Genomic DNA, 14807 nt, shown 5'->3' with positions numbered 1-14807 from the left:
TGTTTCTGCGAGAGTAGAAGCGTTCACCCAGTCAGTGCATGGCTGCGGCCGGAAATTGCTCTTGAAATTCACCTTTCAGGAGATCACATGGCCGCCAAGCTTTACGACCTTACCGAGTTGCAAAAAGAATCGCGCATGGGCGCGATCGGTGCGCTCGACACCACGCGCGAGATCCGTCGCATCGATCTGTCCAATTTCGAGGCGCGCAAAGCCGAGATCGCCGACCAGCTCTGGGAGGCGGCCGTGGATGTCGGTTTCTTCCAGCTCGTCAATCACGGCATCCGTCCCGAGGAGATCCACGCGGCCTTCGCCATGGCCGAGCGTTTTTTCGCCCTGCCGGATTCCGTGAAGGCGCAGTACCCTTTGAAGAAGGCGCTCAACGCGGGTTGGGAGAGCCGCGCCCAGGTACGCCCCTCGACCGGCACGCCGGACCAGAAAGAAAGCTACCAGATCACGCGCCCGCACATGGCGGAATTCTGGCCGGCCGAGGCCGAGCTGCCCGGCTTCCAGGCCGCCATGCTGGACTTCGAGCGCAGGAGCTGGGCTGTGGGCATGCGCGTGCTGTCCTGCTTCGCCCAAAAGCTCGGTTTTGACGAGGCTTTCTTCACCCGTGCGCACGACCCGGCCCAGCCGGACTACCAGAGCACGCTGCGCCTGCTGCACTACTACGCGATCCCGCCCGAGGTGCAGGACAAGCTGGAACTCTGGCGCGCAGGCGCCCACACCGACTTCGATTGCCTCACCCTGCTCTACCAGCAGCAGGGCCAGGGCGGGCTGGAGGTCTGCCCGGGCAAGGAGATGGAGGCGCAGGCCTGGACACCGATCCCGCCTGATGGAGAGGCCATCACCTGCAATATCGGTGACATGCTCATGCGCTGGAGCGATGACCAGTTGCCGAGCAACTTCCATCGTGTGCGCAACCCGCAGCCGGGTGGCTACATGGGGCCGCGCTACAGCCTTGCGTTCTTCGCCCAGGCCAACCGCAACGCCGTCATCGAAGGCCCGGCCCGCAAGTACCCGCCCATCACGGCCGGCGAATATCTCAAGCAGCGGGTGGCGGCCAACTTCAAGGCCTATTGATCGGCGGCGCGTTCAGCGTGTGTGCCAGAAATCGCGGTGCAGCGCCGCGATTTCCTCTTCCATGGCGGCCACGGGGCCGATGACCTCGACAGGTTTCTGGCCGGCGCCAAACACGGTGCGGCAGGGCAGGCCCATGGTGGGGTTCTCTTCGTGGCTGCCTGTCAACGCAAGCAGGCGCCGCTCGCTCATGCCAAACACCAGGCGCCCGATATTCGCCCAGTACTGGGTGCCTGCGCACATGGCGCAGGGCTCCACCGTGGTGACCAGGGTGCAGCGCCACAGGAAATCGGGCGCGTAGTTCTGCGCGGCACTGCGCGCCAGCACAGCCTCCGCGTGGTTGACCGTGTCCACATTGCATTGTTCGGCCAGCAGGGTCTCTCCGTCGGGAGCGATCAGGATGGCGCCGAAGGGATGGCGTCCGAGTTCGTCACGCGCGCGGCGCGCCACCTCGTTGGCGCACCGCAGGTGGCGGAGGACTTGCTCGGGAGACATGCCCGCTCAGCCCTGCGAGCCGCGGTGGGCCCAGCCCGTGGTGTGCTTTTCGATGAAACTGAATAGCTCGTACATGGCCATGGCCATGGCGCCGACCACCAGCAGGCCACTGAAGGCCAGGCCCATCTGCATGGCCGAGCCGGCCGAGATCAGCAGATAGCCGATGCCCTCATTGGCCGCGGTCATCTCGGACACCGTGGTGCCCACGAAGGCCAGGGTGATGGCGACCTTGAGCGAGCCGAAGAAGTAGGGCATGGAGCGCGGCAGCCCCACCTTGATCAGCACGTCCCAGCGTTTGGCGCCCAGCACGCGCAGCACGTCTTCGAGTTCAGGCTCCAGCGTGGCCAGACCGGTGGCGATGTTGACCGTGATGGGGAAGAAGCTGATCAGGAAAGCCGTGAGGATGGCCGGGCCGATGCCGATACCGAACCACACCACCAGGATGGGCACGAAGGCCGCCTTGGGCAGGGCGTTGAAGGCGGTCATCAGCGGGTAGACCGCCGCGTAGGCCAGGCGCGAACTGCCGATCAGGAAGCCCAGCAGCACCCCCACCACGATGGCGATGCCGAAGCCCGCCATGGTGACCCAGAAGGTGCGCCAGGCATGGGCCGCGATGACGGCCTTGTGCTGCAGGGTCTGTTCCCAGATGCGCAGGGGGCTGGGGAAGATGAATTCTGAGACGTTGAAAGCCGAGGTGATGATCTGCCAGAGGATGACGATGGCGACCAGCAGCAGCAGGGGGGACCAGCGTTCGAGTTGCTTGTGGTTTTTCATGTCAGGCTCCTCACTGGTTGATCACGGCGCCGGCCTTGCGCATGGCGCCGATATGGCCGCGCAGCTCATGCACGATGCCGGTGAACTCGGGGGTGTAGGTGATCTCCAGGTCGCGCGGACGCGGCAGGTCGATCTCGCGCTGTACGACGAAACGGCCCGGGCTCTTGCTCATCACATAGACAGTGTCGGCCAGGAAGACCGATTCGCGCAGGTCGTGCGTGACCAGGATGACGTTGAACTTCTGTGCCGCATGCAGGTCGCGCAGCGTGCACCAGAGCTCCTCTCGCGTGAAGGCGTCCAGCGCGCCGAAGGGTTCGTCTAGCAGCAGCATCTTGGGTTCGTGGATCAGGGCGCGGCAGATGCTGGCGCGCTGCTGCATGCCACCCGAGAGTTCCCAGGGGAATTTCTTGGCGTAACCGCCCAGGCCCACGGTCTCGAGCAGCTTGAGCGCGCGTTCTTCGAACTCCTTGCGCCGGTCCTTGAACTGCTGGCGATAGGGTTCGACGATTTCCAGCGGCAGCAGCACGTTGTCCAGCGTGGTCCGCCAAGGCAGCAGCGAGGGAGCCTGGAAGGCCATGCCCGAGACCTTGAGCGGGCCGGTCACGGGCTGGCCGTCGACGCGGATGCGACCCATGCTGGGCATCTTCAGGCCCGTGGTCAGTTTCATGAAGGTGGACTTGCCGCAGCCCGAGGGGCCGACGATGGCGATGAACTCGCCCTGGCGCACGTTCAGGTTGATGGCCTCCACGGCGAAGACGTTCTGCTGCAACAACTCGTCGTTGTAGGCCAGCCAGACATCGTCGAACTGGACGAAGGGGGGGGAGGTGGATTCGGTCGCCATGGTGTCTCGATACAAAAAAACGGCCAGACGATGCTGGCCAGTTGATTCAAGCAAGCATACCGCTCACTTCTTGGCCGGCGGCAGGATGTTGAGCTCGGCCGCGGTCGGCAGGAAGGAACCGTTCCAGATGGCGCCGGCATCGACGCGGGTCTTGGTGCCGAAGGCGTCCGACACCTGCGAGGCCATCAGGGACAGGCGGCCCGCGTTGATCTGGCCGAAACCTTCCTTGCGCGCATCGGGGCTGGCGACCACCGAGTCGATGGCCATCTGCAGGCGGCGGGTTTCCAGTTCCACATTGATGATGCCGTCGCGTGCCTTGACGGTCTCGATGCCGGCAGCCGGGTTGGCCATCACTTCCTTGGCACCCTTGGTGAAGGCCTTGAGGAAGGCCTTGATCAGCTCCGGGTTCTCCTTGATGAGCTTGGGGCTGGCGATGATGGCGTTGCCATAGAGCTTCACACCGTAGTCGGCGTAGGGCATGACCACCACGTCGTCGGCCTTGACGCCGCGCGCTTCCAGGTTGAGCAGGGATGTGAAGGAAAAACCGGTGATCGCGTCGATGTCACCGCGCACCAGCATGGTTTCGCGCAGCGGCGGGTCCATGGCGGTCCAGGCCACGTTGCTGACCTTGTTGGCCTTCTCGAAGATGGGGAAAGCCTTGCGGCCGGCGTCGAACACCGGTGCACCGAGTTTCTTGCCACTCAGGTCGGCCGGGGTCTTGATGCCCGACTTCTTGAGTGCCATCACGGCAGCCGGCGTGTTGTTGTAGACCATCATGACGGCCACCGGCTTGTTGGGGGCGTCGGGGTTGTTGGCGTGGAACTCCATCAGGGCAGCCATGTCGGCGAAACCGATGTCGTAGGTGCCCGAGGCCACGCGCGTGACCGTTCCGCCCGAGCCGTTGCCGCTGTCCACGGTCACGTCCAGGCCGGCGTCCTTGAAATGGCCCTTGGCAGCCGGCAGGGTGAAGAAGGCGGCCGGGCCTTCAAAGCGCCAGTCGAGCTGGAACTTCAGGGGCTTGGTCTGGGCCTGGGCCGTGGCGAAGCCGGCCGTCAATGCGAGAGCGACGACGGTCTTGAGGAGGTGGCGCTTGGACATGGAGATCTCCTGGGTAAGCCTGCCTGCAGGCAATGAATGAAAGTGATGGCAGCCATCACGGTACTATGACTTGAGCAAAAAGGGTGCCAGTTCGGATTCCGTGGATGCGGGATTGAAAACAGAGCTGTATACAGATTGTCTGGTCGATTTGGACTCCAGATATTCAGACAAACCCTAAAAGGTGCGCACAACGGCGGTGCGTTGCACAGGGATGGTGCAAATTGCGATGACGGAATGCCGAGTGCCGGCCTAGAATCTTTTTCGACTCTTGGAGCTTGAGCCTATGTCTGCTTCCCGTCGTCGCGTGCTCACCGCCGCTCTCGCGGCCCCGGCCCTGAGCCTGCCCGCACTCACACGTGCCCAACATTTCGGACACCACGATGGCCAGTTCGAACGCCTGAACCAGCCGGGCCGCATGGGCCTGCCCGAGATGCATGCGCGCCAGGCCGACATCGCCAGTCCCGCGCCCAAGGCGGCGCAACAGGGCCGCTGGACCCCACGTGCGCCCCTGCCCATCCCGCGCACGGAGATGGCCTGGGCCGTGGCCTACCGCAACCGTGTCCATCTGGTCGGAGGCTATGCGGAGCAGCGGGTGGACCGGCCCTACCACCACGCCTATGACCCCGCAGTCGACCGCTGGGACGAACTGGCGCCGCTGCCACGCGGTGCCAACCACGTGGGGGTGGCCACGCTGGGCGACCGCCTCTACGCCTTTGGCGGTTTCATCGAGCAGAACCGTACGCCGCACGACGAGGCCTTCTACTTCGATGGCCAGAAGTGGACTGCCATCCGGCGCCTGCCCGAGGCCTGCGGTGCCATCGCCTGCATCGCGCTCAATGGGCGCATCCACCTCATCGGTGGCGCCATCGGCAGTGACTGGCGCCGCTCCATCGACTGGCACCTGGTCTATGACCCGCAGACCGACCGCTACGAGCGTCGCCAGCCCCTGCCGGTGGGGCGCGATCACACGGGTATCGTCGTCGTGAACCAGCGGATCCATGTGATCGGAGGTCGCGTGGACAGCTTCCACACCAACAGCACTCTGCACCACTCTTACGATGCTCAGACCGACCAATGGACTGCTCGTACCCCCATGCCCACCGCGCGCTCTGGTCACGGCTGTGTGCTTTACCGCGGCAAGGTCTTCGTCATGGGCGGTGAGGGCTGGCAACGGGTCTACGGCCAGAACGAGGCCTGGGACCCGGTCGCCGACCGCTGGGAAGCCTGCGCGCCCATGCTCACGCCGCGCCATGGCATGGGCGCGGTGGTGGTGGGTGACGCGATCTATGTCGCCGGTGGCGGGCCGCAGATGGGTGGCGGCGTGAAGAGCGCGATCAACGAGGCTTTCAGTCTCGCCTAACGGCCCCGACTTCAGGGGGCGGTGGTGAAGGTGAACACCCCTTCGCGCATGAGGCGCGAGAACTCGGCTTCGATCATTTCCTGAACCACCGGTATGGCCAGCTTGCCCTCGGGCTCCAGGCGGGTGGCGAGCACCAGCAGGCGGGTGAGCTGGATGCCGGTGATCTGCGACATCACGATCTCCGTTGACGTGCCGATTTCCTTGAACACCGAGACCGGCATGATTGTGGCCCAGGGCCCCTTCTGGACCAGCGCGCGGATGGAGTCCACCGAGTCCAGCACCGCCTGCACGTTCAGGGTCTTGCCCAACGGCAGCAATTGCCGTTCGACGATGTCGCGGTGCAGGCTGGTCATGAGCAGCGGGATCTTGGCCAGCTGCGCCAGCGAGACGATGGGCCCCATGCCCATGGAGGCGTGCGAGATCAGGGCGAAGGGCTCGCCCAGCAGGGGTTGCAGCGAGACCGAGCGGCCGATGCCCGGGTTGGTGACGACCGCCATGTCGATGATGCCGCGCTCCAGCCAGTCCAGCAGCTCGGGCGTGAAGGCTTCGCGTGAACGCAGTTCCACGTCCTGCAGGGTGCGCATGCAATGCTCGAACAGGCCCGGCAACAGCACGCGTGCCAGCGTGGGCGAGACGCCCAGCACCACGGTGGTCTTGGTGTCGCCGGCCTTGCTGGCCAGGCGCTGGCGCACACGCTGGGCTTCGCCCAGGATGCGCTGCGCTGCCTCGTAGAGCGTGACACCCGCCTGGGTGAGTCGAACGCCGCGCGGCATGCGATGGAACAGCGGCACGCCCAGATCGGCTTCCAGTTCGCGCAACTGCCGTGTCAGGGCCGGCTGGGCGATCGAGATGGCGGCGGCGGCGGCGGTCAGGCTGCCGGCATCGGCAATCGCGACAAAGTAGCGCAGGGTCTTCAGGTTCATGGGAATGGGAAAAGGCGGTCAATCGATATCACGATGATATGGCATCGCGTGAATTGAGTATTGGACGGGGCCGCCGGCGCTGCCTACACTTCGGGACTTCCAGCTCACCTGAAACCGCTCTTGCGCTGATCCGTCCCAGACAGCCAGGCCCAGCCAGCTTATCGATAACCGATTGAGATTCCACGCGGATGCATGCAGCCCCCGCGTTCTTCTCCTGACCCGAAGAAAGCACATCACTTGAAAGCGCCCAACCCCAATTTCACGCAGGTCCTGCCCGGCACCCTGCGCGACTTCATCCAGTCCGCGTTTGTGAGCCAGGGTTTCCCGGAAGCGGACGCCCGCACCATCGCCTCCCTCATGGCCGAGGCCGATCTGCAGGGTTCGGACGGCCACGGTGTCATCCGCCTGCCGCAGTACATGAAGCGCATCCGCGCCGGTGGCATCAACAAGCATCCCGACATCAAGGTGGTGCGCGAGCGTCCCGGCATGGCGGTGCTTGATGGTGACAACGGTATGGGACACCTCGTGATGTCTCTGGCCGTGGATCTGGCCATTGAGAAGGCGCGCACCTGTGGCGTGGCCTGGGTCAGCGCGCGCCACAGCAACCATGCCGGCCCGGCCTCCCTGTATGCGCGCAAGCCCCTGCAGCACGACATGCTGGGCCTGTACTTCGCCGTGGGCAATGCCAACCACCTGCCGCCATGGGGCGGTACCGACATGCTGTTGTCCACCAATCCGATCGCCGCCGGCATCCCTGCCGGTGCGGAACCGCCCGTGGTGCTGGACATGGCCACCACGGTGGCGGCCTATGGCAAGGTCAAGGCCAAGGCCAAACGCGGCGAGATGATGCCCGAGGGCTGGATGATCGACCGCCAGGGCAAGCCCCTGACCGATCCGAACCGCGCCAGCGAAGGTTTCCTGCTGCCCATCGGTGACTACAAGGGCTACGGCCTGGCGCTGGTGGTCGGCCTGCTGGCCGGCACCCTGGGCGGCGCCGCAATGGGCAAGGACGTGATCGACTTCAATGCCGACCACGTCAGCGTCACCAACACCGGCCAAGCCATCCTGGTGATCGACCTGAGCGCCTTTGGCGACGTAGGGGTCTTCAAGGGCGCCGTGGATACCTTGGTCAAGGACATCCGCAACAGCGACCGCCTGCCGGGTGTGGAGCGCATCTGGTTGCCGGGTGAACAAAGCCATGAGCGCCGGCAGAGCTACCAGGCCGGCATCCCCATCGCCAACAGCCTGATCAAGGACCTGGAGGGTCTGGCCAAGGAACTCGGCATACGGCCGCTGGCCCAGGGGAGTGCCGCATGATGATGAACTCCTTCAACCCGGCCACCGATGCCCTGCTGGGCAAGTTCTCCATTCACGACGGCCAGGCCATCGAGAACCGCCTGCGTGTGGCCGCGCAATCACAGAAAGCCTGGGCTCGCATGGACGTGCGGCAGCGCACGCCCTACCTGTTGCAGGTCGCGGCCGTGCTGCGTCGCAAGAAGCAGGAGTTGGCCCTGCTGATCACGCTGGAGATGGGCAAACCCCTGAGCGAGTCGCTGGGCGAGATCGAGAAATGCGCCTGGAACTTCGACTACTACGCGCAGCAGGGCGAGACCTTCCTGGCGGACCAGGTCATCGCGAGTTCGGCTTCGGACAGCCGCGTGGTCTACGACCCGTTGGGCCTGGTGCTGGCCGTCATGCCCTGGAACTACCCCTTCTGGCAGGTCATGCGAGCGGCCGCCCCAGTGCTGGTGGGCGGCAACGGCATGGTCCTCAAGCACGCCAGCAATGTGCCGCAATGTGCGCTGGCGCTCGAAGATGTGTTCAAGGACGCGGGCCTGCCCGAGGGCCTGTTCACCACGCTGCTGGTCGAGTCCTCGGCCGTGCAGGGGCTGATCCAGGACGACCGCATTGCCGCCGTGACCTTCACCGGTTCCACACCCGTGGGGCGCAGCATCGCCGCACAGGCTGGCCAGGCGCTCAAGAAGCAGGTGCTCGAACTCGGCGGCTCGGACCCCTTTGTCGTGCTGGCCGATGCCGATATCGAGGCGGCGGCTGCAGTCGCCGTCAAGGCGCGTTTCTCCAACACGGGGCAAAGCTGCATCTCGGCCAAGCGTTTCATCGTCGAGCAGACCGTTGCCGACCGTTTCGCCGAAGCGTTCGTGGCCGGCGCCCGCAAGCTGGTGATTGGCGACCCCCTGCAGGCCGGGACCACCATCGGTTCCATGGCGCGCGGCAAGCTGCGTGATGAGTTGCACACCCAGGTCAAGGCCTCGGTGCGAGAGGGTGCGAAAGTCCTGATCGGTGGCCAGCCGGTGGAGGGTCCCGGTGCCTTTTACGAGCCGACCATCCTGGACCACGTCACACCCGGCATGACCGTGGCCATGGAAGAGACCTTCGGCCCTGCAGCCGCCATTCTGCGTGTGGTGTCGGCGGACGAGGCGATCGCCGTGGCCAACGACAGCCCCTTCGGCCTGGGCGCATCGCTCTGGACCCGTGACCTCGACCGTGCGCGACAGTTGGCGCGGCGCATCGATGCCGGTGCCGTTTTCGTGAACGGCCTGGTGGCCTCCGACCCCCGCCTGCCTTTTGGCGGCACCAAGCAATCCGGCTACGGCCGCGAGCTCGGCCACCTGGGTCTGCATGAGTTCATGAACATCAAGACGGTCTGGACCGGACCTGCTACAACCTGAAATTGAAAGCCTAGCTCAAAGGAGAAAACGATGAGTACCGCAACACCCGCACGCAATCCGACCGTGCTCAAGCCCGACCAGATCAAGAGCCATGACCGTGGTGGCGGCGCCCGTACCACGCCGCTGGTGACACCGGCGGTTGGGGCGCAGAGCTTCATCAACGGCATCACCGAGTTCGCACCCGGCACGGCCATCCCCTTCCACAGCCACAACTGCGAAGAGAGCGTGATGCTGCTGGCGGGCGACGCCATCATGGACGTCGCCGGGCAGGAGTCCCATGTGCTCAAGCCCCTGGACACCACCTGGATCCCGCCCAATGTGTCGCACCGTTTCCGCAATATGTCGAGCACCGAGCCCATGAAGATCCTCTGGATCTACGCCTCGCCCAACGCGACCCGCACCCTGACCGAAACCGGCGAGACCCGCATGGTGGCCGTCGAGCACAGCAAGTGATTTCCTGAAGGCCGCAGCACCGCTCTGGCCAGATGAACCTCAACAATATGGAGACAACAATGATCTTCTGCCGAAACTGTCTGCGCCTCCTGAGCGGCGCGGCCCTGCTGGCCCTCACGGGCCTGGCCCTGGCCGACAACTATCCCAGCAAGACGATCCGCCTGATCGTGCCGGCCTCGCCGGGCGGTGGTGCCGATTTTCTCGCGCGTGTCGTGAGCCCGGGCCTGGGTGAAGCGCTGGGCCAGAGCGTGATCGTGGACAACCGTTCGGGTGCCTCGGGCACGATCGCCGCCGACATCACGGCCAAGTCCGCCGGTGACGGCTACACCATGCTGCTGGGCCAGTCCACCAGCATTGCCGTGGCGCCGCACATGTACGAGAAGCTCAGCTATGACACCCTGCGTGACCTCAAGCCGGTGACGCTGGTGGCCGAGGTGCCCAACATCCTGGTGATCAACGCCAAGGTGCCGGCCAACACCGTGCAGGAACTCATCGCCCTGGCCAAGGCCAAGCCCAACAGCCTGAACTACGGCTCAGCCGGCAAGGGCGCGCCCAGCCACCTGGCGGGCGAGCTGTTCGAGATGGCCACCGGGGCCCAGATCACCCATGTGCCTTACCGCGGGGCCGGCCCCGCCGTGAACGCCCTGCTCGCAGGTGAGATCGACATCATGTTCGCGCCCATGGTGGCGGTGCTGCCGCAGGTCAAGTCGGGGCGCATCCGTGCCCTGGCCGTCACTTCCTCGCACCGCTCGGCAGCGGCCCCGGAGCTGCCCACCCTGGCGGAATCCGGCCTCAAGGACTTCGAGATCTCTTCCTGGTTCGGCTTCTTCGTGCCGACCAGCACACCCGCAGCCATCGTGGACAAGCTGCAGCGCGACACCGCCAAGGTGCTCAAGCAGCCCGGCGTGATCGAACGTCTGGGCAAGGAAGGCGCCGAGCCGGTGGGCAGCACGCCCGCTGATTTCGGCAAATACGTGCGTGCCGAATACGCCAAGTTCGGCAAGCTGGTCAGGGAAAAGAACATCAAGCCCGAGTGATGCCTTGACGCATTGCCCATCCGTGCATTTTTTCGAGTAGAGCATGAACAAACCTGATTTGACGACCCTGCGTCCCCGCGCCGACCAGCCCATGGCGCACAACATGAAGCTGATTTCGCACAACGAGCTGCAGGGCTTTGGCGGCATGGGCGAGGGCATCGCCATGCAGCTGGCCGACGACGGCCGGCGTATCCTGTGGATGGCGCACGAGTCCGCGCCCAAGAACTTCACCGGCGTCGACGTGACCGACCCCAAGAACCCGCGCGTGATCGTGCAGACCGAGCTGCCGCACATGAAGGTGCGTTCCAACTCGCTGGACGTGGTGGGCAACATCATGGTCGTGGCCAGCCAGGTCAAGGAGCTCGGGGCCAAGCCGGCCGGCCTCAACATCTACGACATCAGCAAACCCGAAGAGCCGCGCCTGCTGTCCCACTTCGACTGCTCGGGCCCGTACTCGCGCGGTGTACACGCCGTGTGGTTCGTGGACGGCAAGACCGTGCACATCTCCTCGGGCGCGCCGGACTTCCAGCCGCGCAATCCCAAGGACGACCAGATCTACCGCATCATCGACATCTCGGACCCGACCAAGCCTTTTGAGAAAGGCCGGTGGTGGTACCCCGGTACGCGTGAAGGCGATGTGGCGCCCCCGCCGGCGCGCCTGCCGGCCCAGTTCGACACGGGCTTCCGCGCGCACAACACCAATGTCTTCCCGCAGCGGCCCGACCGCGCCTATGTGGGTTACATCGACGGCGGCGCCATCGTCCTCGACATCGGCAATCCCGCGGACATCAAGATGGTGTCCCACTGGAACCATTCGCCGCCTTTCAACGGCTTCACCCACACGGTGCTGCCGCTGTTCGAGCGCAATCTGTGGATCGTCTCCGACGAGTGCGTGCAGGATGACGGCAAGGACTGGCCCAAGCTGGTCTGGGTGGTGGACTCGCGTACCGATGCGAATCCCTTGCCCATCGGCACCTTCCCGGCCCCGCCCTACGACACCTTCGCCAAGCGCGGCGGCCGTTTCGGCGCGCACAACCTGCACGAGAACCTGCCCGTGCCCTGTTCCTTCCGTTCGGAGACGCTGTTCATCGGCACCTTCTTCAACGCTGGCGTGCGCGTCTACGACACCAGCAACCCCTACCAGGTGCAGGAAGTGGCCTACTACGTGCCGCCGACACCTGCGCTGTCCTCGCGCGGTGCGGTGCAGCTCAACGACGTCTATGTCGACGAGCGCAAGCTGGTCTACACGGTCGACCGCTTCAGCGGCGGGCTCTACATCCTCGAAATGAATGTCTGAGTGGTCTGCGACTTCCAGCGGGCGTGACGCGCTGGCCGGCAAGATCCCGGTCACGCTGATCACCGGTTTCCTGGGTGCGGGCAAGACCACGCTGATCAGCAAGCTCGTGCGGCATCCGGACATGGACCGGGTGGCGGTGGTCATCAACGAGATCGGCGAAATCGGGATCGACAACGACCTGGTCAAGATGTCGACCGAGAGCGTGAGCCTGCTGGCCAATGGCTGCCTGTGCTGCTCGGTGCGCACCGATCTGCAGGACACCCTGCGCGAGCTCTTCGGTGACCGCCGCGCGGGGGTGATCCCCGACTTCGACCGCGTCATCATCGAGACCACCGGCCTGGCCGATCCCGGGCCGGTGATTCAGACGCTGTCCAGCGACACCATGCTGGGCGCGCACTACCGGCTGGACGGCGTGGTCACGCTGGTGGATGCGGTCAACGCCCGCGACCAGCTGGCCCACCAGCCGGAGTCGCAGCAGCAGATCGCGCTGGCCGACCGCATCTTCATCACCAAGAGTGACCTCGCGTCTGCCCAGGACGTGGACGACCTCATGGTCGACATCGCCGCGGTCAACACACGGGCTGACATACGCCGCTGCGTCAAGGGCGAACTGCATCCCCGCGACCTGATCGGCCTGGGCCTGCAAAGCGAACGCGCCGGGCAGGACACCCTGCGTTTCCTGGGCGAGGCTGTCTCTGGGGAGGGCACGGCCTCGGGGGAGGGCGCTTACCTGGCGGGGCGCCTGCCGGGCCGGCACCACCCCTCCGTGCGCAACCTGTCCCTGCGCTTCGATACGCCCTTTTCCTGGCCTGCTTTTTCCGCGGCCATGGAGCTGCTGATCTCCCTGCGGGGCCAGGACATGCTGCGCGTCAAAGGCATCGTGAACGTCGAAGGAAAACCTGTGGTGGTGCAGGGTGTGGGCCATGTGTTCCATCCACCAGTGACGCTGGACCGCTGGCCCAGCGCAGACCAGGGCAGCCGCATCGTCTTCATCACGCGCAACATCGATGCCGACAAGATCCGGGCCCTGTTCCAGGCGGTCGGCGGGATCGGGGCAAGCTCAAGCCCCGTCTGAGCGCGCGAGGCTGCGCGCCACGCGCTCGCCCGCCTTGCGCAGCAGATCCTTGAGCAGCGGCGGCTCCAGCACGTCGAACTCCGTGCCCAGCATCAGCAGCCAGTAGGCCACCGATTCAAGCTGGTTCGCGCCGCACAACATCAGACAGCGCGCTTCGTCCAGCGGCTCCAGCTTTGCAGCCGAGGGTGGGATGCGCCGTGCCATCACTTCGAGCGGCTGGTGCAGCACCACCCGCGCCTGCTCGGCATACGATGACACCGCGATGGAACGCGAGACGTAGGCGCGCAGGTCGCCGCCCTCAGGCGCGGCACGCGGCGCGAAATGTCCGCCGAGGGTGAACGTACCTTCGATGCGATCGACACGAAAGGTGCGCCAGTCTTCGCGTGCCGGATCCCAGGCCACCAGGTACCAGCGACGCTCGGTATGCACCAGGCCTTGAGGTTCCACTTCGCGTGTCGTGGCCTGCCCCCGGCTGTCGCGGTAGGCAAAAGCCAGGCGCAACTGGTCGCGACAGGCGACGGCCAGGCTGGCCAGCGCGGATGCGTCGACGGTGGGCTGCACGCTCTCCAGCGGCAGGATCACCGAGCGCAGCGCGGCGATTCGGCGGCGCAAGCGCAGGGGCATCACCTGCTCGAGCTTGACCAGCGCGCGCAGCGAACCTTCTTCCACGCCATGCACCGTACCGGCGGCTGCCGTTTGCAGCGCGATGGCCACGGCCTGCGCCTCTTCGTCGTCGAGCAGCAGCGGGGGCAATGCCTGGCCGGCACGAAATGCGTAGCCGCCGGCCACGCCGCTGCTGGCGTGGACGGCATAACCGAGTTGTCGCAGGCGATCGATATCCCGGCGCAGGGTGCGCGGGGTCACGCCCAGGCGCTCGGCCAGTTCTGCACCGGCCCAATGGCTGCGGGTCTGCAGCAGCGAGAGCACGCGCAACAGGCGGGAGGAGGAAGACAGCATGGCCTTAATGTAGCTCTTATTGAGGACTGAATATGTCCGCAATTGCTGAGACAGTGACAACACGTGTCCGGCGCCGTGCCGGACCGGCTTTCACCTTCAACCAGGAGTTTTCCATGTCCCTCGTCCTCTACTGGCACCCCATGTCCAGCGCCACCCCCATTGCCTGCGCTCTCGCCGATCTCGGCGTGCCGCACGAGCGTGTGAAGGTCGACATCACGACCGGCGAACAACGCCGCCCCGAATACCTGGCCCTCAATCCCAATGGCAAGGTGCCCACCCTGACCCTGGACGGCGCGCCCATGTTCGAGGCGCTGGCCATCGAGCTCTGGCTGGGCGATCGTTATGGTGTGGCGCGCGGCCTGTGGCCAGCCCCGGGAACGCCGGCGCAGATGCAGGCCTACTTATGGTGCACCTGGGCCTACGTCACCTACGGCGCCCAGCTCGTGCGACTGCAAGCCGCGCGCGCGATGGGTACACCCGATGACGCCCATGGCACCGCAGCCCACCAGGCCCTGGACCAGTTGCTGGCCCTGCTTGACGCCCGTCTGGCCCGTCAGCCCTGGATGCTGGGTGACACTTACTCGCTGGTGGACCTGTCGGTAGGCTCGGTGATCGGCTACAGCGTCTACATCGGTGCGCCGGTAGACCGGCATCCCCATGTGCAAGCCTGGCTGGCGCGAGTCCAGGCACGCCCCGCCATGCAGGTGGAGCACCAGGCATAGGGCCCATC

Annotated in this window: 15 protein-coding genes; 9 read left to right on the top strand and 6 right to left on the bottom strand. The window is 65.4% G+C overall.

The genetic code is table 11. The features are described 5' to 3' along the window. The first annotated feature begins 87 nt into the window (after positions 1–87). Entirely contained in the window at positions 88–1080 is a 993-nt protein-coding gene (locus AC07NT_RS10740) for an isopenicillin N synthase family dioxygenase (RefSeq protein ID WP_498599033.1), read from the top strand. Between the two features lie 12 nt (positions 1081–1092). On the opposite strand, the gene AC07NT_RS10735 is transcribed toward AC07NT_RS10740, so the two are convergent. From AC07NT_RS10735 to AC07NT_RS10720, 4 genes are all read right to left on the bottom strand, one after another. Continuing rightward, a complete protein-coding gene (locus tag AC07NT_RS10735; protein ID WP_498599034.1) occupies positions 1093–1572 on the bottom strand; it encodes a nucleoside deaminase in 480 nt (159 codons plus the stop codon). Positions 1573–1578: 6 nt separating this feature from the next. Continuing rightward, the gene (locus AC07NT_RS10730; RefSeq protein ID WP_498599035.1) at positions 1579–2346 is read right to left on the bottom strand and encodes an ABC transporter permease; all 768 of its coding nucleotides are present in this window, start codon (positions 2344–2346) and stop codon (positions 1579–1581) included. 10 nt (positions 2347–2356) lie between these two features. Beyond that, positions 2357–3187, bottom strand: coding sequence for an ABC transporter ATP-binding protein (locus AC07NT_RS10725; protein ID WP_498599036.1), 831 nt, complete (start codon positions 3185–3187; stop codon positions 2357–2359). A gap of 63 nt (positions 3188–3250) precedes the next feature. After that, the gene (locus tag AC07NT_RS10720; protein ID WP_498599037.1) at positions 3251–4285 is read right to left on the bottom strand and encodes an ABC transporter substrate-binding protein; all 1035 of its coding nucleotides are present in this window, start codon (positions 4283–4285) and stop codon (positions 3251–3253) included. Between the two features lie 283 nt (positions 4286–4568). On the opposite strand from AC07NT_RS10720, the gene AC07NT_RS10715 reads away from it, so the two are divergent. Continuing rightward, on the top strand, positions 4569–5645 hold the full coding sequence (locus tag AC07NT_RS10715; protein ID WP_498599038.1) for a Kelch repeat-containing protein: 1077 nt from the start codon (positions 4569–4571) through the stop codon (positions 5643–5645). 11 nt (positions 5646–5656) lie between these two features. Here the strand turns inward: AC07NT_RS10715 and AC07NT_RS10710 are convergent, their stop codons facing one another. After that, positions 5657–6568: a LysR family transcriptional regulator gene (locus AC07NT_RS10710; protein WP_498599039.1), complete on the bottom strand. Its 912-nt coding sequence runs from the start codon at positions 6566–6568 to the stop codon at positions 5657–5659. A 237-nt stretch (positions 6569–6805) separates the two neighbouring features. Here AC07NT_RS10710 and AC07NT_RS10705 point away from each other — a divergent pair, with 237 nt between their 5' ends. From AC07NT_RS10705 to AC07NT_RS10680, 6 genes are read left to right on the top strand one after another with little or no spacing between them, the layout of a single operon-like run. Beyond that, complete coding sequence (locus AC07NT_RS10705; protein ID WP_498599040.1) at positions 6806–7885, top strand: Ldh family oxidoreductase; 1080 nt, start codon at positions 6806–6808, stop codon at positions 7883–7885. After that, positions 7882–9258 carry an NAD-dependent succinate-semialdehyde dehydrogenase gene (locus AC07NT_RS10700; protein WP_498599041.1) on the top strand — a complete coding sequence of 459 codons (1377 nt, stop codon included), beginning with the start codon at positions 7882–7884 and terminating at the stop codon, positions 9256–9258. The genes AC07NT_RS10705 and AC07NT_RS10700 overlap by 4 nt, the downstream gene beginning before the upstream one ends. A 30-nt stretch (positions 9259–9288) precedes the next feature. Beyond that, complete coding sequence (locus tag AC07NT_RS10695) at positions 9289–9711, top strand: cupin domain-containing protein (protein ID WP_498599042.1); 423 nt, start codon at positions 9289–9291, stop codon at positions 9709–9711. 59 nt (positions 9712–9770) lie between these two features. Further along, positions 9771–10748 carry a Bug family tripartite tricarboxylate transporter substrate binding protein gene (locus AC07NT_RS10690; RefSeq protein WP_498599043.1) on the top strand — a complete coding sequence of 326 codons (978 nt, stop codon included), beginning with the start codon at positions 9771–9773 and terminating at the stop codon, positions 10746–10748. 43 nt (positions 10749–10791) lie between these two features. Beyond that, positions 10792–12045, top strand: coding sequence for an LVIVD repeat-containing protein (locus AC07NT_RS10685; RefSeq protein WP_498599044.1), 1254 nt, complete (start codon positions 10792–10794; stop codon positions 12043–12045). After that, entirely contained in the window at positions 12038–13120 is a 1083-nt protein-coding gene (locus tag AC07NT_RS10680; protein WP_498599045.1) for a CobW family GTP-binding protein, read from the top strand. The genes AC07NT_RS10685 and AC07NT_RS10680 overlap by 8 nt, the downstream gene beginning before the upstream one ends. Here the strand turns inward: AC07NT_RS10680 and AC07NT_RS10675 are convergent. Next, positions 13106–14077: a helix-turn-helix transcriptional regulator gene (locus tag AC07NT_RS10675; protein WP_498599046.1), complete on the bottom strand. Its 972-nt coding sequence runs from the start codon at positions 14075–14077 to the stop codon at positions 13106–13108. The genes AC07NT_RS10680 and AC07NT_RS10675 overlap by 15 nt on opposite strands. A 113-nt stretch (positions 14078–14190) precedes the next feature. On the opposite strand from AC07NT_RS10675, the gene AC07NT_RS10670 reads away from it, so the two are divergent. After that, positions 14191–14799, top strand: coding sequence for a glutathione S-transferase family protein (locus AC07NT_RS10670; RefSeq protein ID WP_498599047.1), 609 nt, complete (start codon positions 14191–14193; stop codon positions 14797–14799). Positions 14800–14807 lie beyond the last annotated feature (8 nt).

This window comes from Hylemonella sp. GW821-FHT10B10 (genome assembly GCF_059415585.1).
This window is presented reverse-complemented; position numbering and strand designations above follow the sequence as displayed.

Coding starts and splice junctions, on each gene's coding strand:
- AC07NT_RS10730 (WP_498599035.1), bottom strand. CDS start 2,346: ATGAAAAACCACAAGCAACTCGAACGCTGGTCCCCCCTGCTGCTGCTG.
- AC07NT_RS10725 (WP_498599036.1), bottom strand. CDS start 3,187: ATGGCGACCGAATCCACCTCCCCCCCCTTCGTCCAGTTCGACGATGTC.
- AC07NT_RS10685 (WP_498599044.1), top strand. CDS start 10,792: ATGAACAAACCTGATTTGACGACCCTGCGTCCCCGCGCCGACCAGCCC.
- AC07NT_RS10670 (WP_498599047.1), top strand. CDS start 14,191: ATGTCCCTCGTCCTCTACTGGCACCCCATGTCCAGCGCCACCCCCATT.
- AC07NT_RS10680 (WP_498599045.1), top strand. CDS start 12,038: ATGTCTGAGTGGTCTGCGACTTCCAGCGGGCGTGACGCGCTGGCCGGC.
- AC07NT_RS10740 (WP_498599033.1), top strand. CDS start 88: ATGGCCGCCAAGCTTTACGACCTTACCGAGTTGCAAAAAGAATCGCGC.
- AC07NT_RS10690 (WP_498599043.1), top strand. CDS start 9,771: ATGATCTTCTGCCGAAACTGTCTGCGCCTCCTGAGCGGCGCGGCCCTG.
- AC07NT_RS10715 (WP_498599038.1), top strand. CDS start 4,569: ATGTCTGCTTCCCGTCGTCGCGTGCTCACCGCCGCTCTCGCGGCCCCG.
- AC07NT_RS10735 (WP_498599034.1), bottom strand. CDS start 1,572: ATGTCTCCCGAGCAAGTCCTCCGCCACCTGCGGTGCGCCAACGAGGTG.
- AC07NT_RS10710 (WP_498599039.1), bottom strand. CDS start 6,568: ATGAACCTGAAGACCCTGCGCTACTTTGTCGCGATTGCCGATGCCGGC.
- AC07NT_RS10675 (WP_498599046.1), bottom strand. CDS start 14,077: ATGCTGTCTTCCTCCTCCCGCCTGTTGCGCGTGCTCTCGCTGCTGCAG.
- AC07NT_RS10720 (WP_498599037.1), bottom strand. CDS start 4,285: ATGTCCAAGCGCCACCTCCTCAAGACCGTCGTCGCTCTCGCATTGACG.
- AC07NT_RS10700 (WP_498599041.1), top strand. CDS start 7,882: ATGATGATGAACTCCTTCAACCCGGCCACCGATGCCCTGCTGGGCAAG.
- AC07NT_RS10695 (WP_498599042.1), top strand. CDS start 9,289: ATGAGTACCGCAACACCCGCACGCAATCCGACCGTGCTCAAGCCCGAC.